The organism is Gordonia hydrophobica NBRC 16057 (assembly GCF_001592365.1).
Lineage (GTDB): Bacteria > Actinomycetota > Actinomycetes > Mycobacteriales > Mycobacteriaceae > Gordonia > Gordonia hydrophobica.
This window is the reverse complement of record NZ_BCWU01000008.1, coordinates 77132-103936: the sequence shown is the minus strand read 5'-3', so window position 1 is coordinate 103936 and position 26805 is coordinate 77132. Positions and strand designations below refer to the sequence as shown.

The following is a 26805-nucleotide window of genomic DNA, read 5'->3' as shown; positions in this document are numbered from 1 at the left end:
CGCGATTCCAGTGAACTCACGACGGTCTCGATCAATTGCGTGCTCGTTGCGCTCGCAGGCAGCACTCGACCAGCTTGGGGATGCCGGTCACCGGGAATCAATCGCCTAAGAGGAGGCGCACGGCCGTCATTCCGCGCCGGTGGCCGGCGAGGCCATCAGGTGGGCGGTCTCGCGCGATTCGTCATCCTCGGGTGCCACCCTGGCCGCCCGCGATCGCTCTCCGGACCCGGGCGCCGGCCGCGTCCACGGCCTCGGCGAGCGGAGCCCCGTTCAGCAGTGCGACGACGAGTGCCGCGGTGAAGGTATCGCCGAGTCCCTTGGCCGACGTCGGGATCTCCGGTCCCGCGACCACCTCCAGCGCGTCGGCGCGGACGATGACATTCGCGATCTGACCGTCGGCCGGGTGCACGCCGGTGACCACCACGTCGGCGTCATCGGCGGACGGCAGATCGCGAGCGCGTCGGGCGACGGCGTCGGGATCACTCGCGTCGACGGGCCGGACCTCGCCGCCGTCGGCGGTCAGGTGCGCCAGCTCGAACGGATTCGGTGTGAGGACCGCGGCCAGGGGTACCAGTGAGTCTCGCAGCGCGGGCGCCACGGCGGGGTCGGTGTAGAAGCCCACGTCGGCGTCACCGAACGTCGGGTCCAGGATCAGCGGAGGTCGAGCGGGCTCGTCGAGGCCGCGATACCAGGCGGCGATGGCGTACGCCTGCTCCGGTGCCGCCAGATATCCGACGGCGACGACGTCGATGTTCGCGAGGAGTCCGGCGGCCGTCAAGTCGCGCAACGAGGCGGTGATCCACTCCGCCGACACGTCGATGGCCTGGACCGAGCGGTAGTGGGGCAGGTTGCTCAGCACGATGGTCGGGATCGCCGCACAGCGGATGCGAGCCTCGTCGTAGACCGGGAGCCCGGCGTTGAGTCCCACCGAACCGACCGCGAGGTGCGAGCCGAAGACCAGGACTCGAGCCGGCCGCGGATCGAGCTCGAAACCGGACGCGTCGTCGGTGGTGAAGATGTCGGTGGTCACCGTGCAATTCTGTCAGGGTGATGCTCGACGCCGCCGACAGCACTCCGCCGCAGTCGCCGCTGATCGAGGTAGCTCGCGATCGCGTCCGACGACCAGCCGTGCGACTCGACCAGACCGGCACCGATCATCGCCAGGTACGGCTGAGTCGGCGCGACGTGCGGGACGTCGTCGATGGCGTGCCGGGCGGTGAAGGTGAGGATCGGTGCGCCGTCGAGCGTTCCGACGCGCAGCAGCCTCGAGTACAACCCGGTGCCGCACTGGTGGACCGTGTCGTCCTGATCGAGCACCAGGGGATCGCGGAGCGCTCGTTCCACGATGCTGTCGGGGTGCGGGTCGCGGTCCATCTCCTGCGTGGCGATGTCGGCGAACTGCTCGACGGTCACCAGGTAGGCCCGCGCCGGTGTGGGGCCGTGGCGGTCGTGGTCGTAGAACGCCATGCCACCGCCCCAGGTGGTGGACTGTCCGGCGAAATAGATGGTGCCGGGCAGTGTCAACGACGCGGCCCGCGTGGGCGGCGTCGTGTCGCGGGCGCCCGGGTACGTCCGACGACCACCCTCCGGACGACCTCCCTCCAGGTAGCAGGCCAGACGGGCGGCGCACAGATTGGAGCCGTAGCTCGCGTACCAGACCTTCGTGGAACCCATGGGACCGAGCGTAGAACGCCCACCTCACGCTTCCCGCCGCCCGTGCGTCTGCTCTATGAATGTGTAGAGAGGTGATTGACATGACGCGACGGCACGCAGTGGTCCCGACCGACCTGGGCGATCTGACGATGATCGCCGACGGCCCGAACCTGGCCGCCATCTACTTCCCGGGCCACTGGCATCTGCCCGCGGAATCCGCCTACGGCGAGGAGACGACCGCCGACGATCCGGTGTTCGTCGAGACCGCGCAGGAACTGGCCGAATACGTGGCGGGGGAGCGCCGCGACTTCGACATCCCGCTCGCCACCGACGGCGACGACTTCTCCGAGAAGGTCTGGGCGATGCTCAAGGAGATCCCGTACGGCCAGACCACCACCTACGGTGCCCTCGCCACCAGGCTCGGCAATCCGCGGCTGGCGCAACGCGTCGGCCAGTGCGTCGGGCACAACCCGATCAGCGTGATCATCCCGTGCCATCGGGTGGTCGGCGCGGACGGGTCGCTCACCGGATACGCCGGCGGGCTGGACCGGAAGCGGCGACTGCTGGAGATCGAGGAGCCGCCGGAGGTCGCGGAGTCGCGCCTGTTCTGATCGCGACCTCACAGTCGACCGAGCCTGCGCGTCTACCGTGTGATGACGATGAGAGAACCGTTCGAACGAGCCGTCGACCAGCACGGTGCCACCGTCCTGCGCGTGTGTCGCGCGGTGCTGGGACGAGGGCCGGATGCCGATGATGCGTGGCAGGAGACCTTCCTGGCGGCGCTGACGGCGTGGCCGACCCTCGACGACGAGACGAACGTCGAGGCGTGGCTGGTCCGCGTGGCGCAGCGGAAGGCGATCGACGTGGTGCGCGGCCGCACGCGGCGGGCCGTGCCGGTCGATGAACTTCCCGAGTCGCCGGCCTCGGGACCGCTGCCGGGGGACGGCTCCGGGGTGTGGGACGCCGTCGCGCAGCTTCCGGAACGACAGCGACTGGCCGTCGCCTACCACTATCTCGGCCACCTGACCCACGTCGAGACGGCGGACCTGATCGGTGGGACCCCGGCCGCGGTGCGCCGCGCCGCCGCCGACGGCATCAAACGACTACGAACCCTGTATGCCCCAGAAGGGATGGACCGATGACCGACGTGTTTCCCGCGTCCGACGCCGACCTGACTCGACTCCGCGACCGCCTCGGCGCGGCTGCCGAGCGCGGCGGACTCCTCGATGTCGCGTACCGGACCGTCGACACCCCGGTCGGGTCGCTGTTGCTGGCCGCCACCGATCGCGGACTGGTGCGCGTCGCGTTCGAATCGGAGGGCTTCGACGAAGTTCTCCAGACGATTGCGGACCGGGTGAGCCCGAGCATCCTGCGAGCCCCGGCCCGCCTCGACGCGGTCGCGGCCCAACTCGACGACTACTTCGCGCACCGGCGACAGACGTTCGACGTGCCGTTGGACTTCCGGCTCTCGTCCGGTTTCCGGCAGACCGTCCAGCAGTACCTGCCGCACATCGCCTACGGACACACGCAGTCGTACAAGCAGGTCGCCGAGCATGTCGGCAACCCGAACGCGGTCCGCGCGGTCGGCTCCGCGTGCGCCACCAACCCGCTGCCGGTCGTCGTGCCGTGCCATCGAGTGCTGCGGTCGGACGGCTCGCTCGGCGGCTATCTCGGCGGCCTCGCAGCGAAGACCGTGCTGCTCGCGTTGGAGAACACGACATGAACAGCCTCTTCGACGACGACGCACTCGGCATCGAACGCCCCGCGCTGCCCGACGGCGCCGTGCATGTTCCCGGGTGGTTGACGCGCGAGCAGCAGCGGTGGCTGGCCGATCAGTTTCGGCGCTGGGCTGCGGGTCCGGTGCCGCCGCACTCGCCGATGGTCGGCGCGCACCCGATGAGCGTGCAGACGGTCTGTCTCGGGTGGCATTGGCGGCCGTACACGTATTCGCGGGAAGCCGTCGATGTGAACGGCCGACGAGTCCTGGCGATGCCCGAGTCGATGGTGCGGCTGGGGCGGCTGGCGCTGGGGGCCGCCGACCACCCGCAGGCCGCCGAGTACACACCGGACACGCTGGTCGCGCACTTCTACGACCGCACCGCCAAGATGGGCATGCACCAGGACCGCGACGAGCGGTCGGCGGCGCCCGTCGTCTCGCTGTCGATCGGCGACACCGCACGCTTCCGCTTCGGCAACACCGCGCATCGCGGGCAGCCCTACCAGGACCTCGACCTGCAGTCCGGCGACCTGTTCGTGTTCGGCGGCCCGTCGCGACTGGCGTTCCACGGGGTGCAGAAGATCTACGCCGGAACCGCCCCGCACGACTGCGGGCTCGCCGCCGGACGGCTCAACCTGACCCTGCGCGTCACCGGACTGGCCGACGACCCGGTAGGAAAGACGCATGGCTTCTGATCCCGAGTCCACCGCACTCGTCGTCGGCGAGGACGGACTCGCACGCCCGGCGTGGGCGAGCGTCGACCCGATGCTGCGCGAGTACTACGACACCGAGTGGGGCATGCCGGTCCGCGACGAGCACGGCATGTTCGAGCGGCTCACCCTCGAGGCGTTCCAATCGGGACTGTCGTGGGCGACGATCCTGCGCAAGCGGCCGGCGTTCCGCGCCGCGTTCGACGACTTCGATCCGGAGAAGGTGGCGAGCTACGACGACACCGACGTCGAGCGACTCCTGGGCGACGCCGGCATCGTGCGTAACAAGGCGAAGATCCGGGCCGCCGTGACCAACGCGAACGCCACCGTCGCACTGCGGGCGAAGGGCGGTCTCGCTGACTTCGTGTGGTCGTTCCAACCCGCGCAGACGCCGCGACCGCACACGATCGCCGAGATCCCGACGCAGTCGGACGAGTCGAAGGCTCTCGCGAAAGCGCTTCGGAGGGAAGGGTTCTCGTTCGTCGGACCGACCACGATGTACGCGCTGATGGAAGCCGTCGGCATCGTCGACACGCATCTGCTGGGATCGCATCGTCGCGGGACCTCCGGCGTGTGGCCTTCGTGAGCACGATCCGCGTCGAGGCGAACGGACCGTTCGACCACCGCGGCGCGTCGGCCGTGCTCAGCACCCATCGCACCGACGGGGTGGAGGTGGTCGACGATCGCGGCATCACTCGGCTGCTCACCGTCGGCGGCGTCGACCGCGTGGTGACTGTCGAGCTCGACGCGGACGGCGTCACGATCACCGTCGACACCGCCGACGGCGGCGTTCACGAGGCGCTCACCGACCGAGTCCGGCGGTGGTTCGACCTCGACGCCGACGTGGCCGCGATCAACCGACGTCCTGGCGGCCGCCCCGATCTTCGCCGACCACGTGATCCAGCGCCCCGGGCTGCGCATCACCCGCTGTGCCGACGCTTTCGAAGCCGTGGTGGAGACCGTTCTCGGGCAGCAGGTGACCCTCGCGGCCGCCCGACTGTTCGACGCCCGGCTGGTAGCCGCGTACGGCGCCGACGGCCCGTCTGGTCTGCGACGATTCCCGACCCCCGCGACCCTGTGCGCCGTCCCGGTCGACTCGCTCCAGGCCACTCTGCGCGTCACCGGAGCGCGGGCCCGGACCGTGCACGAGGTGGCGGGCTTCTTCCTCGACCGAGAGCCGGGCGGGCCGCTTCCGGAGCGCTCCGAGCTCGCCGCGCTGTACGGCATCGGCCCGTGGACGCTCGACTACTTCGCGGTCCGCGCGGGCGACGACCCCGACGCCTTCCCGGCGCAGGACGCGGTGCTGCGCCGGATGCTGTCGGCGCACGGAATCGACGACGACGCCGTCGAACGCTGGCGTCCGGTCCGCAGCTACGCGGCCGTCCGCCTGTGGGCGATGTCGGGGGCGCACGACTGACGTCGATGCCGATGTGATGGTCTGCTCGCCTGCAAACGCCGTGCGGCCGCCGTAGTCTGAAGCGGCATTCGCCGGATTCCACAGCACGCCTGGAAGGACCCAGTGACAGACGACGCCGCGCCCGCAGATCGTCGGACCGCCGCCGACCTCCTCCATCGACTCGGGACCGCGAGCTGGTCGTTGATCGGCATCGTCGTCCTGGCGCTGGTCGCCGCAGCGGCGGTCGGCGCGATCAGCGGCATCCTGGTCCCGCTGGTCGTGGCGGTGATCATCGGGATCGTCCTGGAGCCGCTGTCGGAGATGCTGCAGCGGCGCGGCGTCCCCGCCGTCCTCGCGACCGTCGCGTGCCTCGCGGTGCTGCTGGTGGTCGCTGCGGGGACCGTCACGATCGTGGTCGTGGGTTTCATCGATCAGTGGCCCGAGATCCTCCGCCAGATCAACGCCGGGTGGGGCGTGCTCGTGGGCTGGCTGAACGATCACGGCTCCGACACCGCCTGGCTCGAACACGTCCGCACCGCGGTGGAGCAACACGCACCCGAGGTGGGGCAGGGCGTCCTCGGCGCCGTGACGAGCACGGTCTACGGCGCCGTCGCGCTCGTGATGGGCGTGTTCTTCTCGGTGTTCTTCCTGTTCTTCGTCCTGCGCGACGGACTCCGGTTCCCCGACTGGTTCGCCTCGACGACCTCGATCCGCGCCGACGAGGTGCACGAAGTGGTGGACCAGTGCCGGCAGTCGCTCCGCGGCTACTTCCGCGGCACCGCCGTCACCGCCCTCGTCACCGCGCCGATCTTCGTGATCCCGTTGCTGATACTCGAAGTGCCGCTGGTGATCCCGATCTTCGTGCTGTATTTCTTCCTCTCGTTCATCCCGTTCCTCGGCGCGTGGATCACCGGCGTCTTCGCGGTGCTGATCGCCTTCGGCTCGGGCGGTACGACGGCCGCGATCATCATCGGTGTCACGTTCGTGATCTCCAACGGCACCATCCAGAGCGTCGTCAGTTCGTGGGCGCTCGGCTCGTCGTTGCGGATACACCCCGTCACCGTGCTGCTCGCGACGATGGTCGGCGGCACGGTCGCGGGCCTTCTCGGAATGGTGCTGGGAGCTCCGGTGACGGCCGCCGTGGCCAAATCCGTCGTCGCGATTCGACGTCTTCGGGCCGCCCGCGACCCGTTAGCGGCCCCCGAATGTGTGCTTGATTCTGCAAGCAGCGCAGGTCGCGACGAAAACTAGTGTGTGCCAGGTCTCGCATTCGCGAGTCGGGTCGATTCGGATCACGAATAGCGGAACAATATAGGGCGACTGAATATCAGATAGTTCCACAAGAACAACGATCAGAATGAGGTTGACCACACATGGCCTCCCAAGACCAGACGATCATTTACACCTTGACCGACGAGGCGCCGCGCCTCGCCACCGAAGCGTTCCTGCCGATCATCCGGACGTTCACCAGCGCCGCAGGCATCGACGTCACGACGAGTGACATCTCCGTCGCCGCCCGCATCCTCGCGACCTTCCCGGAGGTGCTGACCGACGAGCAGCGCGTCCCGGACAACCTCGGCGAGTTGGGCCGACTGACTCAGGTTCCCGAGACCAACATCATCAAGCTTCCCAACATCAGCGCCTCCGTCCCGCAGCTCAACGCCGCCATCCACGAACTGCAGGAGAAGGGCTACGCAGTCCCGGACTACCCGCAGGATCCGAAGACGCCGGAAGAGGAAGAGCTCCGCGAGCGCTACTCGGCGTGCCTCGGCAGCGCAGTGAACCCGGTTCTGCGCGAAGGAAACTCCGATCGCCGCGCACCGAAGGCGGTCAAGGAGTACGCGCGGAAGAACCCGCACAGCATGGGCAAGTGGTCGATGGCCTCCCAGTCGCACGTCGCGCACATGACGCACGGCGACTTCTACGCCGGCGAGAAGTCGATGATCCTCGACCACGCCTGCGAGACGCGCATGGAGGTCGTCACCCCCGACGGCGAAGTCCACCTCATGAAGACGGTCCAGCTCGACAAGGGCGACGTCATCGACAGCATGTTCATGAGCAAGAAGGCGCTCCTCGAGTTCTACGAAGAGCAGCTCAACGACGCGCGCGACACCGGCGTCATGTTCTCGCTGCACGTCAAGGCGACGATGATGAAGGTCTCGCACCCCATCGTCTTCGGTCACGCGGTCAAGGTGTTCTACAAGGACGCCTTCGCCAAGCACGGTGACCTGTTCGACGAGCTCGGCGTCAACGTCAACAACGGTCTGGCCGATCTGTACGAGAAGATCGCCACGCTCCCGGCGTCGAAGCGCGAAGAGGTCGTCGCCGACATGCACCGGTGCCACGAGACCCGCCCGGAGCTGGCGATGGTCGACTCGGCCAACGGCATCACCAACTTCCACTCGCCGAGCGACGTCATCGTCGACGCCTCCATGCCCGCGATGATCCGTATCGGCGGCAAGATGTACGGCGCCGACGGCCGCAAGAAGGACACCAAGGCCGTGATGCCCGAGTCGACCTTCGCGCGGATCTACCAGGAGATCATCAACTTCTGCAAGACCAACGGCGCGTTCGATCCCACCACCATGGGCACCGTGCCCAACGTCGGTCTGATGGCGCAGAAGGCCGAGGAATACGGCTCGCACGACAAGACCTTCGAGATCCCCGAGGGCGGTGTCGCGAACATCGTCGACGCCTCCACCGGCGAGGTGCTCCTGTCGCAGGATGTGGAGCAGGGCGACATCTGGCGCATGTGCATCGTCAAGGACGCCCCGATCCAGGACTGGGTGAAGCTCGCCGTCACGCGCTCGCGCGCCTCGGGCATGCCCGCCGTCTTCTGGCTGGACCCGTACCGTCCGCACGAGAACAACCTCATCACGCTGGTCAAGAAGTACCTCAAGGACCACGACACCGAGGGCCTCGACATCCAGATCATGTCGCAGGTCCGCGCCATGCGGTACACCCTCGAGCGCGCGATGCGCGGCCTCGACACCATCTCGGTGACCGGCAACATCCTCCGCGACTACCTGACCGACCTGTTCCCGATCCTGGAGCTGGGCACCAGCGCCAAGATGCTGTCGGTGGTTCCGCTGATGGCGGGCGGCGGCCTGTACGAGACCGGCGCGGGCGGCTCCGCTCCGAAGCACGTGAAGCAGCTCGTGGAGGAGAACCACCTGCGGTGGGACTCGCTGGGTGAGTTCCTGGCACTGGCGGCCAGCCTCGAGGACCTCGGTCGCAAGTACGACAACGCGAAGGCCGCCATCCTCGCGACGACCCTCGACGCGGCCACCAGCAAACTGCTCGACAACCGGAAGTCGCCGTCGCGCAACACCGGTGAGCTCGACAACCGCGGCAGCCAGTTCTACCTGGCCCTCTACTGGGCGGAGGCGTTGGCAGCACAGACCGACGACGCCGAGCTGGCCAAGCAGTTCGCTCCGCTGGCGGAGAAGCTGGCGGCGGACGCGGACACGATCGTCGACGAGATCGCGGCCGTGCAGGGACACGCGGTCGATCTCGGCGGTTACTACATGGCCGACGGCGAGAAGCTGAGCGCGGCGATGCGCCCGAGCGCAACGCTGAATGCCGCACTGGAGGCCGCCCGCGTGTAGCGGACACCCTCTGAGGCAGAACGCCCGGCCCGCTTCGCGCAGGTCGGGCGTTCTGCCGTCTGTCGGTACACTGCACGGGTGACGACTGTGGGAGATGAGCCCGTCGCAGTGCGGTTTCCGTTGGACGCCCAGCTGTTCGCGACGCACGACGATTTCCGGAACCAACGTCCGCCGTCGGCCGACGAGGACGTGCACATGCTGGCCGAGATCGTCGATCACGTGATCGATCGATGCACGGCGCCCGGTGACACCGTCTTCGACCCATTCGCAGGATTCGGCACCACGTTGCTGCGGGCGGCGGCGTTGGGTCGCCGGTCCGTCGGCATCGAACTGCTGCCGGAACGGATCGAGTCGCTTCGGCGCGCGCTGCCCGATGCGCGGATTCACGAGGGTGACGCGCGTGCCATGGTGCGGGTCCTCCGTGCCGAGGGGGAACGGTCGGCGGACTGCGCCCAGCTGGTCCTCACGTCGCCGCCGTACATGACGTCCCACGATCACGACGCCGACCCGCTGACCGCGTACGAGGAGTCGGGCGGGGACTACGACCGCTATCTCCACCAGCTCGGACTGGTCGCGGCGCAGTGCAGGCACGTCGTCGTCACAGGCGGGTATGTGGTGTGGAACGTCGCCGACATCTGCCACCGCGACCGGACGACGCACCTGATCGACGACTGCCGTCGCGTCCTCGCCGACCACCTGGACGAGGTCGGAACCACCGAGATCGTCTGGGACCGCTACCCGCACGACCTCGTGGCCGACGCGCTGCTGGTGTTCGGCAAGCGCTGACGAGGCAGCCCGGACATCACTCGGTGCGCGGCCGGTCAGCAGTCGTGATCTCGAGCAGCGACTCGGTGAGGAACTCGTCTTCGACGTCGTTGCCGGGCAACGCCAGGGCGTCGCGATAGGCCGCCGCCGCGGACGGGCCGTCGCCGAGTTCGACGAGCGTGATCGCCCGCGCGACGTGGTAGGGCCGATAGCGCCTCAGCGAGCGGTCGTCGCGGAGGTCGTCGAGCATCCGCAAGCCGTGCTCCGGTCCGCGCGCACGACCGACTGCGACGGCTCTGCCCACCTTCACCACCGGCCCCGGATCATGCGTCTGCAGAAGCCGGTAGAGCACGGCGATCTGCTCCCAGTCGGTACTGTCGGTGTCCGGGGCCTCGGCATGCACCGCGGCGATCGCGGCCTGGATCACGTACGGGCCGGCACCCGGTGAACCGGCGGCCTCCTCGGCGAGGCGCAGCCCCTGGGCGATCATGTCGCGGTCCCACTTCGTGCGGTCCTGCCTGCCGAGTGGAACCGGTCGGTCGTCGTCGAGCCGCGCCGGACGTCGTGCCTGCGTCAGGAGCAGGAGTGCCAGCAGACCGACGGTCTCCGCGTGGGGGAGAAGTCGTGCCAGCAGTCGTGCGAGACGAATCGCCTCGGTCGTGAGGTCGTCGCGCACGTGCTCGGCGCCGGATGATCGGGCGAAGCCCTCGGCGTACAGGAGGTAGACGACGCGCAGCACGCCGGCGGATCGCTCCGGCAGGTCGTCGGTGGTCGGCGCGGTGAACGGCACGCCCAGCGTGACGATCCGCTTCTTCGCGCGCACAATCCGCTGCTGCATGGTGGGAACCGGCACCAGCAGTGCGTGCGCCACCTCCGGCGTGGTCAGGCCCGCGACGAACCGCAGGGTCAAGGCGATGCGGTCTTCCGTGGTGATGGTCGGGTGGGCGCAGGCGAAGAACATGCCCAGGCGATCGTCGGGCAGGGCGTTGGCGTCGAGGTCGGCGGGGTCGGAGTATCCGGCCGGTCGTGCATCGCGGTCGGACTCGATGTGCAGGCGGGCGAGTTTGTCGGACAGGACCTTCTCGCGTCGCACCACGTCGAGCGCCTTCCGCTTGGCCGTGGTCGTGAGCCACGCTCCGGGCGACGCCGGGACCCCGGTGTCCGGCCAGGTGACGAGCGCCTGCGCCAACGCTTCCTGCAGGGCGTCCTCGGCCAGGTCGAGATCCCCGAAGCGGCTCGTCAGCGTGGCGAGCACACGTGAGCGCGTGTCGCGATCGACGTCGGCGAGCGCCGCCCGAGCATCGTCCGCGCCAGCGCGTTCCTGCGTCATCAATCCTCCCGGTGGTGTCGGGCCGGGCCGACAGTGCCCGACACCATGGTGACGCACGGGAGGCGACGATATCGACGGGTCGGCTCGGTTGGATGCGTACATTTGCACCATGGACCTGCGTCAGTTGGAGTACTTCCTCGCTGTCGTCGACGCCGGCGGCGTCACCCGGGCAGCAGCTGACCTCAACGTGGCGCAGCCGTCGCTGTCGCAATCGGTACGCCGACTGGAGAAGAGCCTGGGTACGGAACTGTTCCACCGGGTCGGCCGCGGACTCGTGCTGGCCCCGGCGGGCGAGGCGCTGGTCGGCTCAGCGAGGGAGATCCTGCGGCTGGTGGAGCGCGCCGAGAACCTCGTGCGCGACGTCGGCGCCGGCCGGAGCGGCCACATCGACATCGCGGCCCTCTCCGACCTCTCGTCGGATCCGCTGTCGGTCTGGGTGGCGAAGTTTCGCCACAGTCATCCGGATGTGCGGTTTCGGATCCAGGAACGAGACTCGACGGCCGACGTGGTGGAACTGGTCCGGTCCGGTGCTTGCGAACTCGGCATCGTGTCGACGACCCGCGACCTGGCCGAACTCACCGGTGAACACCTCATCGACCAGCACTTCGTCTTGGTCGCACCGGCCGGGACGGAAGCTCGGTGGGCGGATCCGATGCCCGTCGCGAGGCTCGGAGGCGTGCCGTTGGTGCTCGGCGAACCCGGTACGGAGACACGAGACTTCATCGAGCGCTCGCTCCGCCAGGCGGGGGTGGAACCCGACGTCGCGGTTCGCGTCCAGCAGCGGGGGACCGTTCTGCCCGTGGTCCTCGCCGGCGGTGGCGCGACGATCGTGACCTTGCGCAGCGCACTGGACGCGTCGCAGCGCGGTGCCGTTGTTCGTGATCTGGAACCGCGGCTCCTGCGCGGGTTGGGTGTGATCTACCGGACCGAGCGACTGACGGAGACCGCCGCACAGTTCCTGATCTCGGCGCGCGAATCCGTGGCCGAGTTCGCCGACGGCGTCGCCGAGCGCATGCGCGACGGTCTCACCATTGTCGAGGCGGCGGAGGGGATGCGCCGTGTAGGGGACCGCAGGTTGCGCGACGATAACCAGCGTGACCTGCAGTCATAGTTAATATCATTGAGTTCGCTCTTCTTTTGGTCTTTGACGCAATGAATCGCCGAGCGGTTCACTGAGTGTGTTCGATCACTGCGATGCGGTTCGCATTACAGAACTGACTGTGCGGCATACCACTGAGATGTCGTCCTCGATCGCCGTGATTTCGCCATCAGAGATCGAGAAGGAACGCGATGACTCAAACAGCGCCCGCACCGGGCATCGAGAAGAGTGCCCCGGCGCCGAAGGCCGGTCGGGCATGGTTGGTCGTCGGCCTTCTCGTTGTCTTCATGCTCATCAATCACGCCGACAAGTCGGTCATCGCATTCGCCGGTGTCCAGATCCAGGCCGACCTCGGGCTCAGCTCTGAACAGTTCGGCCTGCTGCAGAGCGCGTTCTTCTGGCTGTTCGCGGCCGGAGCGCTGTTCTTCGGCTGGCTCTCCTCGCGAGTCAGCCTGCGCTGGCTGCTCGCCGGTCTGATGCTGATCTGGGTCGCCACGATGATCCCGCTGCTGGGGACGGTGAGCTTCGGTGTGCTGATCGCCTGCCGCGTGATCCTCGGCTTCGCCGAGGGACCGGCCTTCGCACTCGCGAATCACGCAGCACACGCGTGGTTCCCGCCGGAACGGCGTGCCATGGCCGGAGGCTTCGTCTCGGCCGGCGCATCGATCGGCACGCTGATCGCCGCACCGCTGCTCACCTGGATGATCTTCCGATGGAACTGGCACGCCGCGTTCTATGTGCTCATCGCCCTCGGCGTGATCTGGGCGATCGCCTGGCTCGCGTTCAGCCGCACGCCGGACGCGGAAGCCGCGGCAGCGCACACCAAGTCGACTGTCGTCGTCGACACCGTCGACGCCCCGTACTCCGTCATCCTCAAGACCGGGACCGTCATCGGCATCGCGATCCTGATGTTCAGCTCGTACTGGTCCACCACGTTGAAGATCGCCTGGCTGCCCGTGTACCTCCAGGAGGGTCTCGGCTACGACACCGCCACCGCCGGTCAGCTGATGATGCTGCCGTACGGTCTCGCCGCCGTCGGTGCGATCGTCGCCGGCTGGTTCTCCGGTCGACTGATCTCGCGCGGCGTGTCTCGTCGGATCGCCCGCGGCTACCTCAGTGCCGCACTGGTCGCCGCCGCAGGCGTGTCGATGGCAGGGTTCACCTTCCTGCAGCAGGGGCCGGTGCAGCTGGTCCTGATCTCGCTGGCGTTCTCGCTCAACACCGCGGCCTTCGGCGTCGCCCTCTCGGCGATCGCCGACGTGGTGGCGGCCAAGCGACGCGGCATGGTGCTCGGCATGCTCTCGGCCATCGCCAGCATCTCCGGCATGGTGGCTCCGCTGGTCCTCGGCTTCGCCGTCGGCTCGGCTGCCGACAAGATCGCCGGCTATGCGTTCGGCTTCCAGAGCTCCGGGGCACTCATGATCGTCGGCGCGGTCATCGCCGTGTTCCTCGTCAAGCCCGAGCGCGACATCCTTCGTATCCGTACTTCCGTTGAGGAGAAGACAGCATGACCACCGCACCATTGGACGGCGTTCGCGTCATCGACTTCGGACAGTTCATCGCCGCCCCCGCCGCCACTCAGGCGCTCGCCGACCTCGGCGCCGACGTGATCAAGATCGAACCCCTCCACGGGGAGTCGGCACGCGTCATCGGCACCGCGGGCAAGGCGATGCTGCAGAACTACAACCGCGGCAAGCGCGCCATCACCCTCGACCTCAAATCGGCGGACGGCCTGGCCATCGCCAAGAAGCTCGTCGCCGGCGCCGACATCGTCGTCCAGAACCTGCGCCCCGGCGTCATGGAGTCCTTCGGGCTCGGCGCCGAGCAGGTTCTCGCCGAGCACCCCGCGATGATCTACGCGACCGTCAGCGGATTCGGACTCCACGGACCGTCGAAGGATCGTCCCGGGCTCGACATCGCGGCGCAAGCCGAGAGCGGGCTGATGTGGGTCACCGGCGAGGCCGACGGTGAGCCGCAGAAGGTCGGATCGCAGATCATCGACGCGGCCACCGGATACGTCTGCGCGCAGGCGATTCTCGGCGCGTACGTCGGTCGACTCCGCACCGGCGTCGGCGACACCGTCGAGGTCTCGCTCCTCGAAGTCGCCGTTCACATGCAGGCCACCGGTTACGGCCAGTATCTGCTGACCGGGCAGGAGCCGAAGCGTCGCGGCAACGGTCAGGACCGTCTCGCACCCGCCGCCGACGTCATGACGACAAAGGACGGAAGCCTCGTACTGTCCGCCTACTCGCAGCCGCACTTCGTCCGGCTGTGCACCCTCATCGGCCGACCCGATCTGCCCGAGGATCCCCGATTCGCGGACAACGAACAGCGAGTCAAGAACCGCGCGGCGATGCTGACCGAACTGCGCAGCGCCTTCTCCACGATGACTCGTGCCGAAGCGATGGCGCTCCTGACGTCGAACGGCGTGGTCGCCGGGCAGATCAACACCTACGCCGACGTGATGCGCAGCGAAGACGTGAGTGCGTCCGGTCTGTTCGTCGAGGTCTCCGACGTCGACGGCGAGACGCACACCGCTCTCGGCTCGCCGTGGCACCTGGGGAGCATGGTCAAGCTCTCCACCACGGCGGATCCGGGCCTCGGCCAGCACACCTCCGCCGTCCTGCGCGACCTCGGGTACGAGGACGCCGACATCGATCGGCTGTCCGCCGCCGGCGTCGTCTCCCTCTGAACACCTCCTCCACCTTTCGAAAGGCCGCTACCGTGAAGCGCACCATCTTCTCCGAGGACCACGACGCGTTCCGTGAGTCCGTCCGCCAGTTCATCGCCAAAGAGATCGTTCCGAACCTCCCCGACTGGGAGGAGCAGGGCTGCATCCCGCGCGACTTCTACAAGAAGACCGCCGAGATCGGTATCAACGGACTGCAGATCCCCGAGGAGTTCGGGGGCGGCGGGATCGACAGCTTCCTGTTCAACACCGTCGTGTACGAGGAGATCGGGTACGCCGCAGCCTCGCTCGGTGGATTCCAGGTGCACCTGAACACCGTGCTCCCGTACTTCCTCGAATACTGCAACGACGAACAGCGTCGCCGCTGGTTCCCCGGATTCGCCGACGGCGGACTCGTCAGCTCCATCGCGATGACCGAGCCCGGAATCGGATCCGACCTGGCCGGCGTCGCGACCACCGCGGTCCGCGACGGCGACGACTACATCCTCAACGGCGCCAAGACCTTCATCACCGGCGGCATCAACGCCGACCTGGTGATCGTCCTGGCCCGGACCGACAAGGACGTGGAGAACCGGCGCGACGGGCTGTCCCTGCTGGTCGTCGAGCGCGACATGCCTGGTTTCAGCCACGGTCGCAACCTGCACAAGATCGGCATGAAGTCGAGCGATACCGCCGAACTGAGCTTCGTCGACGTCCGCGTCCCTGCGCGCAACCTGCTCGGCGAAGAGGGGCGGGCCTTCGGGATGCTCGGCCACAACCTCTCGCAGGAGCGACTGTCGATCGCCATCACCGCGCTCGCGACCGCGACGGCCGCGGTGAACCTGGCGGTCGAATACGCCCAGGAACGCCTGGTCTTCGGCAAGCCGCTCGCGGGCTTCCAGAACACCAAGTTCGTCCTCGCCGAATGCGCCACCGAGTTGGCGGCGGGGCAGGCCCTCGTCGATCAGGCGCTCGTCGCGCTGGACGCGGGCGAACTCGCTCCCGCCGACGCCGCCAAAGCCAAGCTCTTCTGCACCGAGGTGCAGGCACGCGTGATCGACAAGTGCCTGCAAGTGCACGGCGGCTACGGCTACATGACCGAGTACCCGATCGCGCGGCTCTACGCCGACGCTCGCGTCACCCGCATCTTCGGCGGCACCAGCGAAGTCATGAAGAGCGTCATCTCCAAGTCCATCGGCCTCTGACGTCGGCTCGGACCACCGCACACCTCACAGTCACAAAGGACACTCCAGAATGAGAATCGACACCATCAACGCCGTCGTCACCGGCGGTGCGTCAGGTCTGGGCCTCGCCACCGCGACTCGGCTCATCGAGGGCGGCGCGACGGTGACCTTGATCGATCTGCCGAACTCCGACGGCGCCGAGCAGGCCAGTCGCCTCGGCGCCGCAGCGACCTTCGTCGCCGCGGACGTCACCGACGGGGCAGCGGTCGAAGCCGCCTTCGCCGACGCCCAGACGCGCGGACCGGTTCGCGCCGTCGTCCACTGCGCCGGACGCGGCAAGCCGATGCGGATCCTCGACAAGGCCGGGAAGGCGACCGATCTCGACCCCTTCGAGTCGGTCATCGGCCTCAACGTGATCGGCACGTTCAACGTCCTCCGCTTCGCGGCGCAGGCCATGGCGAGCAACGAGGAGCTCGACGGCGACCGCGGAGCCGTGGTGCTCACCGCGTCCGTCGCGGCGTACGAGGGGCAGATCGGCCAGATCAACTATGCGGCGTCGAAGGCGGCGGTCGTCGGTATGACCCTGCCCGCGGCCCGTGACCTGGCGACGGTCGGCATTCGCGTCAACACCATCGCCCCCGGCGTGTTCGCGACGCCGCTGCTGCTCAACGCGCGGGACGACATTCGCGAGGCGCTCGCCGCGGCGGTCCCGCATCCGAAGCGCCTCGGTGATCCCACGGAGTTCGCCGCCCTGGCCGAGCACATGATCAGCAACGGCATGATCAACGGCGAAACGGTCCGTCTGGACGGCGCGATCCGAATGGGTCCGCGATGACCGCGGCCGTCGATTCGACGGTCGACGAGGTGCTCGTCGAGCAGCATGGACCGATCCTCGTCATCACCCTGAATCGGCCCGGTGCGCGCAATGCGGTCAACCGAACCGTCGCCGAGGCCGTCGCCGCCGCGATCACGCGACTGGACGCTGATCCGGAGTTACGGGTCGGAGTCATCACCGGCGCCGGCGGGTTCTTCTGCGCAGGCATGGATCTCAAGGCCTTCCTGCGGGGCGAGAGCCCGCGGGTCGAGGGGCGCGGCTTCGCCGGACTCGTCGAAGCGCCGCCGACGAAGCCGCTCATCGCGGCCGTCGAAGGCGGTGCCTTGGCGGGAGGGTTCGAGCTGGTGCTCGCCGCCGACCTGATCGTGGCCGCCGAGGACGCGATGTTCGGTCTGCCCGAGGTGAAACGCGGTCTCGTCGCGGCCGCCGGCGGTCTGCATCGTCTGCCGGAGCGGCTGCCGCGGGCGATCGCTGTCGAGATGGTTCTCACCGGAGAACCGAAAGCGGCAGGAGAACTGAGCGCGCTCGGCCTGATCAACCGGCTGACGCCGTCCGGTTCCGCGCTCGCCGGCGCTCTGGAACTGGCGACCGTCCTCGCAGGCAACGGACCCCTTGCGGTTCAGGCGAGCAAAGCAGTGATGGACGCGTCCTCCGACTGGCCCCGTGACCAGCGGTTCAGCCTGTCGAGGGAGATCGTGATGCCGGTCCTGCAGTCCAACGACGCGAAGGAAGGCGCTGCGGCGTTCACCGAACGTCGCGATCCGGTCTGGACCGCGACCTAGGGCGAGCCCGGCACCCCCATACATCTGATTGAGAGAGAAGTGATTACCCATGCGTGATGCCGTCATCGTCGACGCCGTCCGAAGTCCGCTCGGTCGCCGCAACGGCCGACTCAAAGACATGCACCCCGTCGACCTCTCGGCCGACGTCTTGAACGCCCTGACTGAACGGACCGGCATCGCCCCCGACCTCGTCGACGACGTGATCTGGGGATGCGTCGGTCAGGTCGGCGAGCAGGCGGGCAACCCCGGCCGCAACGCCGTGCTCGCCGCAGGCTGGCCGGAGACCATTCCCGGAACGACGATCGAGCGACAGTGCGGATCGAGCCAGCAGGCCCTGCATTTCGCGGCGGCGGGAGTGATCGCCGGTCAGTACGACGTGGCGGTGGCCGGCGGCGTCGAGTCGATGTCCCGGATCCCGATGGGGTCGGCCCGGCGGGTCGGACTCGGTGACCCGAACAGCGACCGGATCAAGAGCCGGTACGACGGCATCGAGTTCAATCAGATGCGCGGCGCCGAGATGCTCGCGGAGCAGTACGGCATCGATCGTGGCTGGATGGACGCCTACAGCGTCCGCTCGCACGACCGCGCCGCCGCCGCGATCGACGCCGGTCGATTCGACGCGGAGATCGTGCCCATCGAGCTCGCCGACGGCAGCGTGTTCAGCGTCGACGAGGGGGTGCGCCGCGGCTCGACGGTCGACAAGCTCAGCACCCTGACCCCGATCCTCGGCGAGGACCGATACGTCACCGCAGGCAATGCCTCGCAGATCTCCGACGGTGCGTCGGCGCTGCTGGTGATGTCGAGTGAACGCGCGAACGAACTCGGTCTGCGCCCGCTGGCGCGAGTGCACACCGCGACCGTGGTCGGCACCGATCCGGTGACGATGCTCGCCGGCCCCATTCCGGCGACGGCGCTCGCTCTGAAGCGTGCGGGCCTGTCGCTCTCGGACATCGGCGCCTTCGAAGTCAATGAGGCGTTCGCCAGTGTGGTCGGTGCTTGGCTCACCGAGACCGGCGCCGATGAGACACTCGTGAATCCGAACGGTGGTGCGATCGCGCTGGGCCATCCGCTCGGCGGGTCGGGCGCCCGCCTGGCGACGACCCTCGTGCACCACCTGCGTGCAAGCGGCGTTCGCTACGGGCTGCAGACCATGTGCGAAGGCGGCGGGATGGCCAACGCGACGATTCTGGAGAACCTCAGCGTCTGAGCCGCGGTGCTTGTGACGAGCAATGACCCGAACGACGACCGCTCGATGTCGGCTGTGCCGACACCGAGCGGTCGTCGTGTCTCGATCAGGTGGTCGATCAGTACGGCGCCAGCGGCCGGATCTCGACGTGTCCGCCCGGCGCCGATCCCGGGCTGCGTCGCGCCCACGCGATCGCCTCGTCGACGTCGGCCACCTCGATGATGTAGGCGCCGCCGACGAACTCCTGCACCTCGGCAAAGGGTCCGGACGATGCGACGACGCGTTCGCCGGAGTCGTCGGTGTGCACCATCACTCGCTCGTCCTCGAGTGCGAAGGAACTGACGACCACCCCCGCGTCGGTGATCTCTTTATCGAAGGCGAAGAACTCTTCGGGGCTCGCGCCGCCGTCTTCGCCGCAGGCCGGATCGTTGATGTGGCCCATCAGTAACAGTGCGTATTTCATGGCATCTCCCAGTGGCGACAAGTGTGACGTGGTGTGATGTCGGGCCGATCAGCCCGACACCATGGTGACGTACGGGACGCGGCCAGATCGACAGGTTGGTGAAAGCGATCCAGGGACGGCTCGATCAGAGGCGGAGCATGCGCGGCGCCAACTCCCGGCGGAGTCGGCTCTGCTCATCGGGCGGCGTCGTGGGATGGGGGAATCCGGCGTTGTCGAACACGTGGTTCAGATAGGCGACGAACGGCATGGCGACATCGCCCCGGAACGTCCCCTCCGCTGATCGGTCCGGAATCGGGAATCCGTACGGCAGGCCGCCGCTCACGTTCGCCTTCGTCAGCCGATCGGGAGCGGCGGGCAGACCGAACACGCCGGCTTCCGCGGGCTCGGACTTCGCCCACTCCTGCCATTGGGCGTAGTCGTCCTCGAGGTAGGCTCGGACGTCCTGTTCCGGATAGCGTGCCCCCGAGAGTTCCATCACCAGGGGATCGGCGTCGGCGGCGGTCGACCATCGCGGGTGTTCTCCGATGAACCAGACGTCGCCGACGATCCGCACCCACGACGCCACGGCCAACGGGATCCCGAATCGCTCGTCGAGCCAGTGCGCGAGCTCGGCGGCGCGCGGGCCGGGTGACACGTGCGGCGATACCGGTGCACGATCGTCGTCGTTGGTGGTGAACGTGTATCCGTCGGCGGTAAGGGCCGCGACGAGGGTCGTCACGTTCTGATGGGCGCGCGTCGCCATCTCGTCGCAGACGGCCTGTGCTTCCGGACGGTACCTCGACTCGTGGACGCGGTCGCCGAGCATCCGCAGCTCATGCCAGATCTCGTCATGGCGTCCAGCGTCGTAGCGCGTCATCCAACCCAGTGCGGTCATGGTCCGATCGTGGCAGAACGGGATGCTCCCGTCCTGCCACGACCGTGCATGTCGGACGTTAGTGTCCTGCGACACTAGGCCTTCGCCAGCAGCGACCTCAGTACGTACTGCAGGATGCCGTCGTTGAGGTAGTACGCCGCCTCCGCGGGGGTGTCGATCCGGACCTTGGCACGGAACTCGCGCGTCTGGCCGTCGGATTCGACGGTCACCGTCACCTCGTCCGCCACGCCGTCGCCGTCCGCGATGCCGGACACGCCGTAGACCTCGTCGCCGGTCAGGCTCAGTGATTCGGCGGAGTCGCCGTCGTGGAATTGCAGCGGCAGGACGCCCATTCCGATCAGGTTGGACCGGTGGATCCGTTCGTACGACTGCGCGATCACTGCGCGGACGCCGAGGAGTCGGGTGCCCTTGGCCGCCCAGTCGCGGGAGGATCCCGAACCGTAGTCCTTACCCGCGATGACGACCAGGGGGACGCCCTCCTGCTGGTAGGCGACCGAGGCGTCGTAGATCGACGTCTGCTCGCCGTCGGGCCAGTGCTTGGTCACACCGCCCTCGACGCCGGGCACCAACTGATTGCGCAGGCGGACGTTGGCGAAGGTGCCGCGGATCATCACGTGGTGATTGCCGCGGCGCGAGCCGTAGGAGTTGAAGTCCTTGCGTTCGATGCCGTGATCGGTGAGGTAGCGGCCCGCCGGACTGTCGAGCTTGATGGCGCCCGCAGGGGAGATGTGGTCGGTGGTGACCGAGTCTCCCAGCTTGGCGAGGACGCGGGCGCCGCTGATATCGGTGATCGGCTCCGGTTCGCGACGCATGCCGTCGAAGAACGGCGGGCGCTGAATGTAGGTGGACGTCTGGTCCCAGGCGTAGACGTCGCCGCCGGGGATGTTCATCCTGCGCCAGTTGTCGTCGCCCGCGTAGACGTCCGAGTAGCCCTTGGTGAACATCGAGGCCTCGACGTTCTCGTCGACCGCTCGCGCGATCTCCTCTTCCGACGGCCAGATGTCGCGGAGATAGACCGGCTCGCCCGCGTCGTTGGTGTTCAACGGCTCGGTGAGCAGGTCGGTGTGCAGACTGCCCGCGAGGGCGTACGCGATCACCAGCGGCGGCGACGCCAGGAAGTTCATCCGCACCTCCGGGTGGATGCGGCCCTCGAAGTTGCGGTTGCCGGACAGCACGGCCGAGACGTTCAGCTCGTTCTCGCCGACCGCCCTGCTGACCTCGGGGATCAACGGGCCGGAGTTGCCGATGCACGTGGTGCAGCCGTAGCCGACGAGGTTGAACCCGAGCTGGTCGAGGTACGGGGTCAGCCCTGAGCGATCGAAGTAGTCGGTGACGACGCGTGATCCGGGGGCGAGAGTGGTCTTGACCCACGGGCGGGTCCGGAGGCCCTTCTCGACCGCGTTCTTGGCGAGCAGGGCGGCGGCGAGCATCACCGACGGGTTCGACGTGTTGGTGCACGAGGTGATCGCGGCGATCACCACATCACCGTGGTCGACGATCGCCTTCCGTCCGCTGACGACGACCTCGGCCGGATTGCTCGGCCAGCCGAGCTTCTCGTTCGCGGTGAGCTGCTCGGCCGTGGTGTGCCGCGGCGGGGCGTCGTCCCCGGAACCCGATCCGGGTGCGATCGGATCACTCGCGGGGAACGACGCGGCCGACGCGCTGTCCAAGCCGCCCGCCGCGCGCTGCTGGGTCTGCTCGCCGAAGAGGCCTCGCACGGTTCCCGGTGCGTCCCCGAGCGGGATCCGGTCCTGCGGGCGGGTGGGTCCCGCGATGGACGGCTCGACGGCCGACAGGTCCAGGTCGACGATCCGCGAGAAGTCCGGGACGTGCTCGGGGTCGTGCCACAGTCCCTGGAGCTTGGAGTAGGCCTCGACCAGATCGATCTGTTCGTCGGATCGGCCGGTCAGCCGCAGATAGTCCAGCGTCACGTCGTCGATCGGGAACATGGTTGCCGTGGAACCGTATTCGGGGCTCATGTTGCCGATCGTCGCCCGCGTGGCGAGCGGCACGTGCTGGACGCTGGGGCCGAAGAACTCGACGAACTTGCCGACCACGCCGATGCTGCGCAGCAGTTCCGCGACGGTGAGGACGAGGTCGGTGGCAGTGGTGCCCGCGCTGAGCTCACCGCTCAGTCGGACGCCGATCACCTGGGGGATCAGCATGCTGATCGGCTGGCCGAGCATGGCGGCTTCGGCCTCGATTCCGCCGACGCCCCAGCCCAGGACGCCGAGTCCGTTGACCATCGGAGTGTGGGAGTCGGTGCCGACGAGGGTGTCGGGATAGGCCTGGGTGACCCCGTCGCGCTCCCGCGTGAAGGTGACGCGCGAGAGGTACTCCAGGTTCACCTGGTGACAGATGCCGGTGTCCGGCGGAACCACCAGGAAGTCGTCGAAGGCCTGCTGACCCCAGCGGAGCAGTTGGTAACGCTCCTTGTTCCGCTCGAACTCCAACTGCGAGTTGATGCCGAACGCCGCGGAGCTCGCGAAGGCCTCGGCGATCACGGAGTGGTCGATGACCAGTTCCGCGGGGATCTGCGGGTTGATCTTCGACGGCGGGCCCCCGAGCTCGGTCATCGCGTCGCGCATGGCGACCAGGTCGACGACGCACGGGACTCCGGTGAAATCCTGCATCAGCACACGCGCCGGCGTGTACTGGATCTCGGGATTCTGCTCCGATGTCGGGTCCCAGTCGCGCAGTGCTTCCACCTGAGCACTGGTCACGACGGTGCCGTCCTCGTTCCGGAGCAGGTTCTCCAGGAGGACTTTCAGGCTGTAGGGGAGTCGGGCCGAACCGTCGATCCGATCGAGTCGATGGATCTCGTAGTTCTTGGTCCCGACAGCGAGTTGGTCCCGGCTTGCAAAGCTGTTCGTAGTCACGTGCTTTCGCCACCTTCCGCGTTAGCGCGGCCTGAGGGCCGGGCCGCGCGAGGCATCTGACTACCTTCGACGCTACGCGGATTCGTCCGAAATAAGGCGGGATGCGACGGTCGGGGCTCAGCCCTTGACCAAGCCGCCGTCGACGATCAGGTTCTGGCCCGTGACGCCGCGCGCCCACGCCGAGGCGAGGAAGAGCACCGTGTCGGCGAGTTCGGCCGGAGTGGTCACGCGCCGCAGCGGCGTGCCGGACGCGATCGCGTCGAACACAGCGTCCGGAGTGGCTGCCGAGGCATCGGTGGTGCGCAGCAGACCACCGGAGACCATGTTGACGTTGATGCCGTCCGGACCGAGATCGTCGGCGAAGGTGCGGGTGATCGACAGCAGTGCGGCCTTGGCCGCGGTGTAGTCGTGGTAGGGCACCACCGGGTACTGGAACAGATTGGTGCCGATGTTGATGATGCGGCCGCCGCCGGCGTTGCGCATGCTCGGCAGCACCGCCTGGATCAGATCGACCGGCGCTTGAACCGAGCCGACGAACTGCGCCGCCAACTGCTCCGCGGTCAGTTCGTCGGCCTTGGGGCGCGCGTCGCCGTTGAACGAGAAGTCCATGAGCGCGTTGTTGACCAAGGTCGTGATCGGGGTCTGGAAGTGGGCTTCGGCGTCGGTCACGAGACGCCGTACCTGATCGGGATCGCGGACGTCGGCGCCGACGGCGAACGCCCGGTCCGGAAATCGCGAGGAGAGTTGCTCCGCGGCGTCCTGCGACCGGTGGTAGTTGACGATCACCCTGGCGCCTGCGTCCAGGAAGGCTTCGCTGATCGCGGCGCCCAGACCGCGGGCGCCGCCGGTGACGAGCACCAGGTGATCGGCGAGGGTCGGGGTGGTGAGGGCCGGTGCGGTCATGGACGATCTCCTTCGAAGAAGACAACGACGAAGGAGGGGACATCCCTTCGCCAGTGCTAACTGGATCAGGTTCGACGGGTGTGGTCTCAGCTGCCGCGCAGCACCCCGTGTCACTCTCCGAAGTTGTACCACCTCGGGATGTCGCGGCAGCCTGAGATCGAAGACTAAGGGCGCTCAAAGGCGGAGGCCGTGCGCCTCGCCCGTGCGGACGTCACCGTGGCGGGCGATGTAGACGTAGCCAGTCGCCACGAGTTCATTCTCCTTGGCGTTCAGGCCAGGGTGATGGTTCCGGCTGTTCCATCGAGCGTCACTCGTCTGCCGGACGTGACGAGGTTCAGCGCGTCGGGCACGCCGAGGACTGCTGGGATGCCGTATTCGCGGGCGACGATCGCGGCGTGTGACAGGGCGCCGCCGGTCTCGGTGACGACTCCGGCAGCGATGCGGAATAGTGTCGTCCAGGAAGGGTCCGTATAGGGACAGACCAGGATGTGTCCAGGCTCAACCAGGCCGAAATCGGAGGGGCCGCGAACGGTCCGCGCGATGCCGGTGACGGTGCCGTGTGATCCGGGCGTTCCCCGAAGAGCCTCAGATGGTGATGGTGCGAGGTGCGGCGCGCGGGGAAGCGCAGCGGTGATGGGGCGCGCTTGAAGAATCCAGATCGTGTCGTCGGCGACCGCCCACTCTACGTCTTGCGGACCACCCTGTAGCGCCGCGATCCGCGTTCCCAGCCTGGCCAGGGCGAGAACCGTGTCGTCGTCGAGCGTCCGAGCCTGTTGCTGCCGAGGTGTGACCGTCGTTGCAACTACGCCACCGCGCTCGGCGTTGAGGTCGATGCGGGTCTGTTTACTCCCGACACGATGGCTGACCGACGAGTCTGCTGCGACCTCATAGTCATCGGGGGTGACGGTTCCGCCCACGACCGACAGGCCGAGCCCCCAAGAAGCCTCGATCCGAGTGTGCTCACCCGGATGTTGGGGTGTGAACATGACGCCGGATACGTCGACCGCGATGACACGCTGCACGAGCACCGCCATGCTCGCGGGCGGTGGACACCCATCCGCCTGGGCGCCCCAGTAGTCGTTCGCTCTCGATGAGCCGGCCGATGCCCAGCAGGTCGCGATCGCGTCGCACACGCTCGCGACTCCCTGGACGCCGATGACGCTCTCGTACTGACCCGCAGCCGACGCATCAGCGGTGTCCTCGTTCAACGCCGACGACCGAACGGCGACCGCCGGATGGCCCAATCGGACGAGTTCGCTCGCCACTTCGGTTCGCAGCAGAGATGAAATAGCGTGGCCTGCGCCCTGGTCGGCATCAGAAGGGATGACGAACCCGTCAGGGACGGGCAGCCCCGCACGCAACAGGTCACCAAGCGCGGCGGCCTTTCCTCCGTATCTCTCCCTGGTCGCATCAGACAGTCTCGTGACCATCACACCTCCCATCAACAAAATATTGACAACGCAATATTGATCGTAACAGGATGGGAGGCATGGAACGCAGGCATGACCTCGCGGGAGCCGACCACGCCGATCGCGTGCAGGCGAGGCGAGAGCACGACGCACAGGACCGCATCCTCGCGATGGGCGCGGATCAACTCGACGCGCGCCCGTGGCGGCCCGCGCCCGCACCGCCGACCGCCGCAGACCTGGTCCACTACGCGCTCTGGCGTGCTGCCGACCTCACCCCCGCTGAACTGCTCAGTGCTCTCGGTCTGATCCGCGCAGCGAAGGCCGAGATTGAGGGTGTGGAGTCTGGGCTGCTGTTCGTCGCCCGCAGCGAGGGGCTGACCTGGGCTCAGATCGCGGACGTGATGGGGTTCCGTTCCCCGCAAGCGTGCCAGCAGTACGTGCAACGCCTCACCGCGCGTCAGGACAAGCAGCGATGAGCCACCGCTCGACGCCGGAACTGCTCATCCTGCACGCGGTCAGGCTCATCGGCTTCGCCAGCGGCGACGCCGTCGCCGCACACGCCGGAACCAGCACCAGTGAGGCGGCGCGCGTGCTGGACGAGGCCGACCGTCATGGCTGGGTCCAGCACCTCGCTTTCGCCGACCTTGAAGGATGGTCGTTGACCGATACCGGCAAGGTCGAGAACGAGCGTCAGCTCGCTTCAGAACGCCGGTTCGCTGACCCCGACAACACGATCGCCGCCGTCTACCGCGATTTCCTTCCTCTCAATACCCGCCTGGTCCGCGCGGTGACCGAGTGGCAGATCAACCCCACCGACGACGACCAGTTCGCACCGAATGACCACCGGGACCTTGCGTGGGATGGGCAAGTGCTCAACGAACTGACCGCGCTCGGCACCGAGCTTGCTCCACTCCTTCGCCGACTGACGGAGGTGCTCACCCGATTCGACGGATACGCCGACCGCTACCACAGCGCACTGCGCGCGGCCGTGAATGGTGAGCCGGAATGGATCGACAAGACCAACGTGGACTCCTGCCACCTGGTCTGGTTCCAGCTCCATGAAGACCTCGTCTCCACGCTCGGCATCGACCGGGGCACTGAGTTCTCGGACGACCCCGCGTAGGTTGGCCATAGGCCTGAATGCGCGGACCGCCCGAGAACTTCCAAGCCTTCGCCCGGACTAGGGCCTATTACCGTCCGGTCGGACTGGAAGGGCACGTGGCAGCGCAGCCGCCTTCTCTGCGACCAGCGACCTACGACACCGGGCTCCAACTGGGAGGACGGCAACGGCATCCAACACCGCTGGGGAAGACGAAAGTGGGAGGCCCTCGAGGGCCTCCCACC

Annotated in this window: 26 protein-coding genes, 1 pseudogene and 1 riboswitch; of the genes and pseudogenes, 19 read left to right on the top strand and 8 right to left on the bottom strand. The window is 67.8% G+C overall.

What is annotated here, in order from left to right; translation table 11 throughout:
- Nucleotides 1–181 precede the first annotated feature (181 nt).
- Both GH2_RS14470 and GH2_RS14465 read right to left on the bottom strand, forming a co-directional pair.
- The gene (locus GH2_RS14470) at nt 182–1030 is read right to left on the bottom strand and encodes a PfkB family carbohydrate kinase (RefSeq protein ID WP_066169407.1); all 849 of its coding nucleotides are present in this window, start codon (nt 1028–1030) and stop codon (nt 182–184) included.
- Nucleotides 1027–1674: a histone deacetylase gene (locus GH2_RS14465; protein WP_066169405.1), complete on the bottom strand. Its 648-nt coding sequence runs from the start codon at nt 1672–1674 to the stop codon at nt 1027–1029. The genes GH2_RS14470 and GH2_RS14465 overlap by 4 nt, the downstream gene beginning before the upstream one ends.
- 80 nt (nt 1675–1754) lie before the next feature.
- On the opposite strand from GH2_RS14465, the gene GH2_RS14460 reads away from it, so the two are divergent.
- The 10 genes and pseudogenes from GH2_RS14460 to GH2_RS14420 all read left to right on the top strand — a co-directional run bounded on the left by GH2_RS14460 (nt 1755) and on the right by GH2_RS14420 (nt 9870).
- Nucleotides 1755–2264, top strand: a complete 510-nt coding sequence (locus tag GH2_RS14460; protein WP_066169403.1) for a methylated-DNA--[protein]-cysteine S-methyltransferase — start codon at nt 1755–1757, stop codon at nt 2262–2264.
- A 48-nt stretch (nt 2265–2312) separates the two neighbouring features.
- Complete coding sequence (locus tag GH2_RS14455; RefSeq protein WP_084247516.1) at nt 2313–2795, top strand: RNA polymerase sigma factor; 483 nt, start codon at nt 2313–2315, stop codon at nt 2793–2795.
- Complete coding sequence (locus tag GH2_RS14450; protein WP_066169399.1) at nt 2792–3376, top strand: methylated-DNA--[protein]-cysteine S-methyltransferase; 585 nt, start codon at nt 2792–2794, stop codon at nt 3374–3376. Before GH2_RS14455 ends, GH2_RS14450 begins: the two co-directional genes overlap by 4 nt.
- Nucleotides 3373–4065 (top strand): alpha-ketoglutarate-dependent dioxygenase AlkB family protein, encoded by a 693-nt coding sequence (locus GH2_RS14445; RefSeq protein ID WP_066169396.1) that lies wholly within the window; start codon nt 3373–3375, stop codon nt 4063–4065. Before GH2_RS14450 ends, GH2_RS14445 begins: the two co-directional genes overlap by 4 nt.
- Nucleotides 4055–4666, top strand: a complete 612-nt coding sequence (locus GH2_RS14440; RefSeq protein WP_066169391.1) for a DNA-3-methyladenine glycosylase I — start codon at nt 4055–4057, stop codon at nt 4664–4666. The genes GH2_RS14445 and GH2_RS14440 overlap by 11 nt, the downstream gene beginning before the upstream one ends.
- A pseudogene (locus GH2_RS22185) lies at nt 4654–4905 on the top strand (AlkA N-terminal domain-containing protein); the annotation flags it as partial. The gene GH2_RS14440 and the pseudogene GH2_RS22185, both read left to right, overlap by 13 nt.
- A 70-nt stretch (nt 4906–4975) precedes the next feature.
- Nucleotides 4976–5497 carry a DNA-3-methyladenine glycosylase family protein gene (locus GH2_RS21885; protein WP_204701006.1) on the top strand — a complete coding sequence of 174 codons (522 nt, stop codon included), beginning with the start codon at nt 4976–4978 and terminating at the stop codon, nt 5495–5497.
- Between the two features lie 102 nt (nt 5498–5599).
- A complete protein-coding gene (locus GH2_RS14430) occupies nt 5600–6727 on the top strand; it encodes an AI-2E family transporter (RefSeq protein WP_066169387.1) in 1128 nt (375 codons plus the stop codon).
- Nucleotides 6728–6849: 122 nt separating this feature from the next.
- Nucleotides 6850–9084 carry an NADP-dependent isocitrate dehydrogenase gene (locus GH2_RS14425; RefSeq protein WP_066169386.1) on the top strand — a complete coding sequence of 745 codons (2235 nt, stop codon included), beginning with the start codon at nt 6850–6852 and terminating at the stop codon, nt 9082–9084.
- 78 nt (nt 9085–9162) lie between these two features.
- Nucleotides 9163–9870 (top strand): DNA methyltransferase, encoded by a 708-nt coding sequence (locus GH2_RS14420; RefSeq protein WP_244885391.1) that lies wholly within the window; start codon nt 9163–9165, stop codon nt 9868–9870.
- A gap of 16 nt (nt 9871–9886) precedes the next feature.
- On the opposite strand, the gene GH2_RS14415 is transcribed toward GH2_RS14420, so the two are convergent.
- Complete coding sequence (locus tag GH2_RS14415; RefSeq protein WP_066169382.1) at nt 9887–11179, bottom strand: RNA polymerase sigma factor; 1293 nt, start codon at nt 11177–11179, stop codon at nt 9887–9889.
- 109 nt (nt 11180–11288) lie between these two features.
- On the opposite strand from GH2_RS14415, the gene GH2_RS14410 reads away from it, so the two are divergent.
- The 7 genes from GH2_RS14410 to GH2_RS14380 all read left to right on the top strand — a co-directional run bounded on the left by GH2_RS14410 (nt 11289) and on the right by GH2_RS14380 (nt 18954).
- Nucleotides 11289–12290 (top strand): LysR family transcriptional regulator, encoded by a 1002-nt coding sequence (locus GH2_RS14410; RefSeq protein WP_066169380.1) that lies wholly within the window; start codon nt 11289–11291, stop codon nt 12288–12290.
- Nucleotides 12291–12469: 179 nt separating this feature from the next.
- Nucleotides 12470–13789, top strand: a complete 1320-nt coding sequence (locus GH2_RS14405; RefSeq protein ID WP_084247503.1) for an MFS transporter — start codon at nt 12470–12472, stop codon at nt 13787–13789.
- Complete coding sequence (locus GH2_RS14400; RefSeq protein WP_066169378.1) at nt 13786–14970, top strand: CaiB/BaiF CoA transferase family protein; 1185 nt, start codon at nt 13786–13788, stop codon at nt 14968–14970. The genes GH2_RS14405 and GH2_RS14400 overlap by 4 nt, the downstream gene beginning before the upstream one ends.
- 32 nt (nt 14971–15002) lie before the next feature.
- Nucleotides 15003–16151 (top strand): acyl-CoA dehydrogenase family protein, encoded by a 1149-nt coding sequence (locus tag GH2_RS14395; protein ID WP_066169376.1) that lies wholly within the window; start codon nt 15003–15005, stop codon nt 16149–16151.
- A gap of 49 nt (nt 16152–16200) precedes the next feature.
- Nucleotides 16201–16965 (top strand): SDR family NAD(P)-dependent oxidoreductase, encoded by a 765-nt coding sequence (locus GH2_RS14390; RefSeq protein ID WP_066169374.1) that lies wholly within the window; start codon nt 16201–16203, stop codon nt 16963–16965.
- A complete protein-coding gene (locus tag GH2_RS14385) occupies nt 16962–17747 on the top strand; it encodes a crotonase/enoyl-CoA hydratase family protein (protein ID WP_066169372.1) in 786 nt (261 codons plus the stop codon). Before GH2_RS14390 ends, GH2_RS14385 begins: the two co-directional genes overlap by 4 nt.
- Before the next feature lie 49 nt (nt 17748–17796).
- Complete coding sequence (locus GH2_RS14380) at nt 17797–18954, top strand: thiolase family protein (RefSeq protein WP_066169370.1); 1158 nt, start codon at nt 17797–17799, stop codon at nt 18952–18954.
- Between the two features lie 97 nt (nt 18955–19051).
- On the opposite strand, the gene GH2_RS14375 is transcribed toward GH2_RS14380, so the two are convergent.
- From GH2_RS14375 to GH2_RS14355, 5 genes are all read right to left on the bottom strand, one after another.
- On the bottom strand, nt 19052–19396 hold the full coding sequence (locus GH2_RS14375) for a YciI family protein (RefSeq protein WP_066169367.1): 345 nt from the start codon (nt 19394–19396) through the stop codon (nt 19052–19054).
- A 124-nt stretch (nt 19397–19520) separates the two neighbouring features.
- Nucleotides 19521–20270: a hypothetical protein gene (locus GH2_RS14370; RefSeq protein WP_157086097.1), complete on the bottom strand. Its 750-nt coding sequence runs from the start codon at nt 20268–20270 to the stop codon at nt 19521–19523.
- 74 nt (nt 20271–20344) lie between these two features.
- A complete protein-coding gene (locus tag GH2_RS14365) occupies nt 20345–23149 on the bottom strand; it encodes an aconitate hydratase (RefSeq protein ID WP_066169363.1) in 2805 nt (934 codons plus the stop codon).
- A 117-nt stretch (nt 23150–23266) separates the two neighbouring features.
- The gene (locus GH2_RS14360) at nt 23267–24052 is read right to left on the bottom strand and encodes a 3-oxoacyl-ACP reductase (RefSeq protein WP_066169361.1); all 786 of its coding nucleotides are present in this window, start codon (nt 24050–24052) and stop codon (nt 23267–23269) included.
- Between the two features lie 25 nt (nt 24053–24077).
- A riboswitch (TPP riboswitch) is annotated at nt 24078–24170 on the bottom strand.
- A gap of 151 nt (nt 24171–24321) precedes the next feature.
- The gene (locus tag GH2_RS14355; protein WP_066169359.1) at nt 24322–25482 is read right to left on the bottom strand and encodes a PEP/pyruvate-binding domain-containing protein; all 1161 of its coding nucleotides are present in this window, start codon (nt 25480–25482) and stop codon (nt 24322–24324) included.
- 59 nt (nt 25483–25541) lie between these two features.
- Between GH2_RS14355 and GH2_RS14350 the strand changes: the two genes are divergently transcribed.
- Together GH2_RS14350 and GH2_RS14345 are read left to right on the top strand one after the other, a co-directional pair.
- A complete protein-coding gene (locus tag GH2_RS14350) occupies nt 25542–25937 on the top strand; it encodes a DNA-binding protein (protein ID WP_066169353.1) in 396 nt (131 codons plus the stop codon).
- Nucleotides 25934–26584 (top strand): transcriptional regulator, encoded by a 651-nt coding sequence (locus GH2_RS14345; RefSeq protein WP_066169351.1) that lies wholly within the window; start codon nt 25934–25936, stop codon nt 26582–26584. The genes GH2_RS14350 and GH2_RS14345 overlap by 4 nt, the downstream gene beginning before the upstream one ends.
- Nucleotides 26585–26805: the final 221 nt, after the last annotated feature.

Excerpts from the sequence above, each read along its gene's own strand:
- GH2_RS14415 (WP_066169382.1), bottom strand. The coding sequence starts at position 11,179 with ATGACGCAGGAACGCGCTGGCGCGGACGATGCTCGGGCGGCGCTCGCC.
- GH2_RS14405 (WP_084247503.1), top strand. The coding sequence starts at position 12,470 with ATGACTCAAACAGCGCCCGCACCGGGCATCGAGAAGAGTGCCCCGGCG.
- GH2_RS14445 (WP_066169396.1), top strand. The coding sequence starts at position 3,373 with ATGAACAGCCTCTTCGACGACGACGCACTCGGCATCGAACGCCCCGCG.
- GH2_RS14465 (WP_066169405.1), bottom strand. The coding sequence starts at position 1,674 with ATGGGTTCCACGAAGGTCTGGTACGCGAGCTACGGCTCCAATCTGTGC.
- GH2_RS14410 (WP_066169380.1), top strand. The coding sequence starts at position 11,289 with ATGGACCTGCGTCAGTTGGAGTACTTCCTCGCTGTCGTCGACGCCGGC.
- GH2_RS14385 (WP_066169372.1), top strand. The coding sequence starts at position 16,962 with ATGACCGCGGCCGTCGATTCGACGGTCGACGAGGTGCTCGTCGAGCAG.
- GH2_RS14390 (WP_066169374.1), top strand. The coding sequence starts at position 16,201 with ATGAGAATCGACACCATCAACGCCGTCGTCACCGGCGGTGCGTCAGGT.
- GH2_RS14345 (WP_066169351.1), top strand. The coding sequence starts at position 25,934 with ATGAGCCACCGCTCGACGCCGGAACTGCTCATCCTGCACGCGGTCAGG.
- GH2_RS14375 (WP_066169367.1), bottom strand. The coding sequence starts at position 19,396 with ATGAAATACGCACTGTTACTGATGGGCCACATCAACGATCCGGCCTGC.
- GH2_RS14400 (WP_066169378.1), top strand. The coding sequence starts at position 13,786 with ATGACCACCGCACCATTGGACGGCGTTCGCGTCATCGACTTCGGACAG.
- GH2_RS14460 (WP_066169403.1), top strand. The coding sequence starts at position 1,755 with ATGACGCGACGGCACGCAGTGGTCCCGACCGACCTGGGCGATCTGACG.
- GH2_RS14425 (WP_066169386.1), top strand. The coding sequence starts at position 6,850 with ATGGCCTCCCAAGACCAGACGATCATTTACACCTTGACCGACGAGGCG.
- GH2_RS14380 (WP_066169370.1), top strand. The coding sequence starts at position 17,797 with ATGCGTGATGCCGTCATCGTCGACGCCGTCCGAAGTCCGCTCGGTCGC.
- GH2_RS14455 (WP_084247516.1), top strand. The coding sequence starts at position 2,313 with ATGAGAGAACCGTTCGAACGAGCCGTCGACCAGCACGGTGCCACCGTC.
- GH2_RS14440 (WP_066169391.1), top strand. The coding sequence starts at position 4,055 with ATGGCTTCTGATCCCGAGTCCACCGCACTCGTCGTCGGCGAGGACGGA.
- GH2_RS14370 (WP_157086097.1), bottom strand. The coding sequence starts at position 20,270 with ATGACCGCACTGGGTTGGATGACGCGCTACGACGCTGGACGCCATGAC.
- GH2_RS14350 (WP_066169353.1), top strand. The coding sequence starts at position 25,542 with ATGGAACGCAGGCATGACCTCGCGGGAGCCGACCACGCCGATCGCGTG.
- GH2_RS14355 (WP_066169359.1), bottom strand. The coding sequence starts at position 25,482 with ATGGTCACGAGACTGTCTGATGCGACCAGGGAGAGATACGGAGGAAAG.
- GH2_RS14360 (WP_066169361.1), bottom strand. The coding sequence starts at position 24,052 with ATGACCGCACCGGCCCTCACCACCCCGACCCTCGCCGATCACCTGGTG.
- GH2_RS14450 (WP_066169399.1), top strand. The coding sequence starts at position 2,792 with ATGACCGACGTGTTTCCCGCGTCCGACGCCGACCTGACTCGACTCCGC.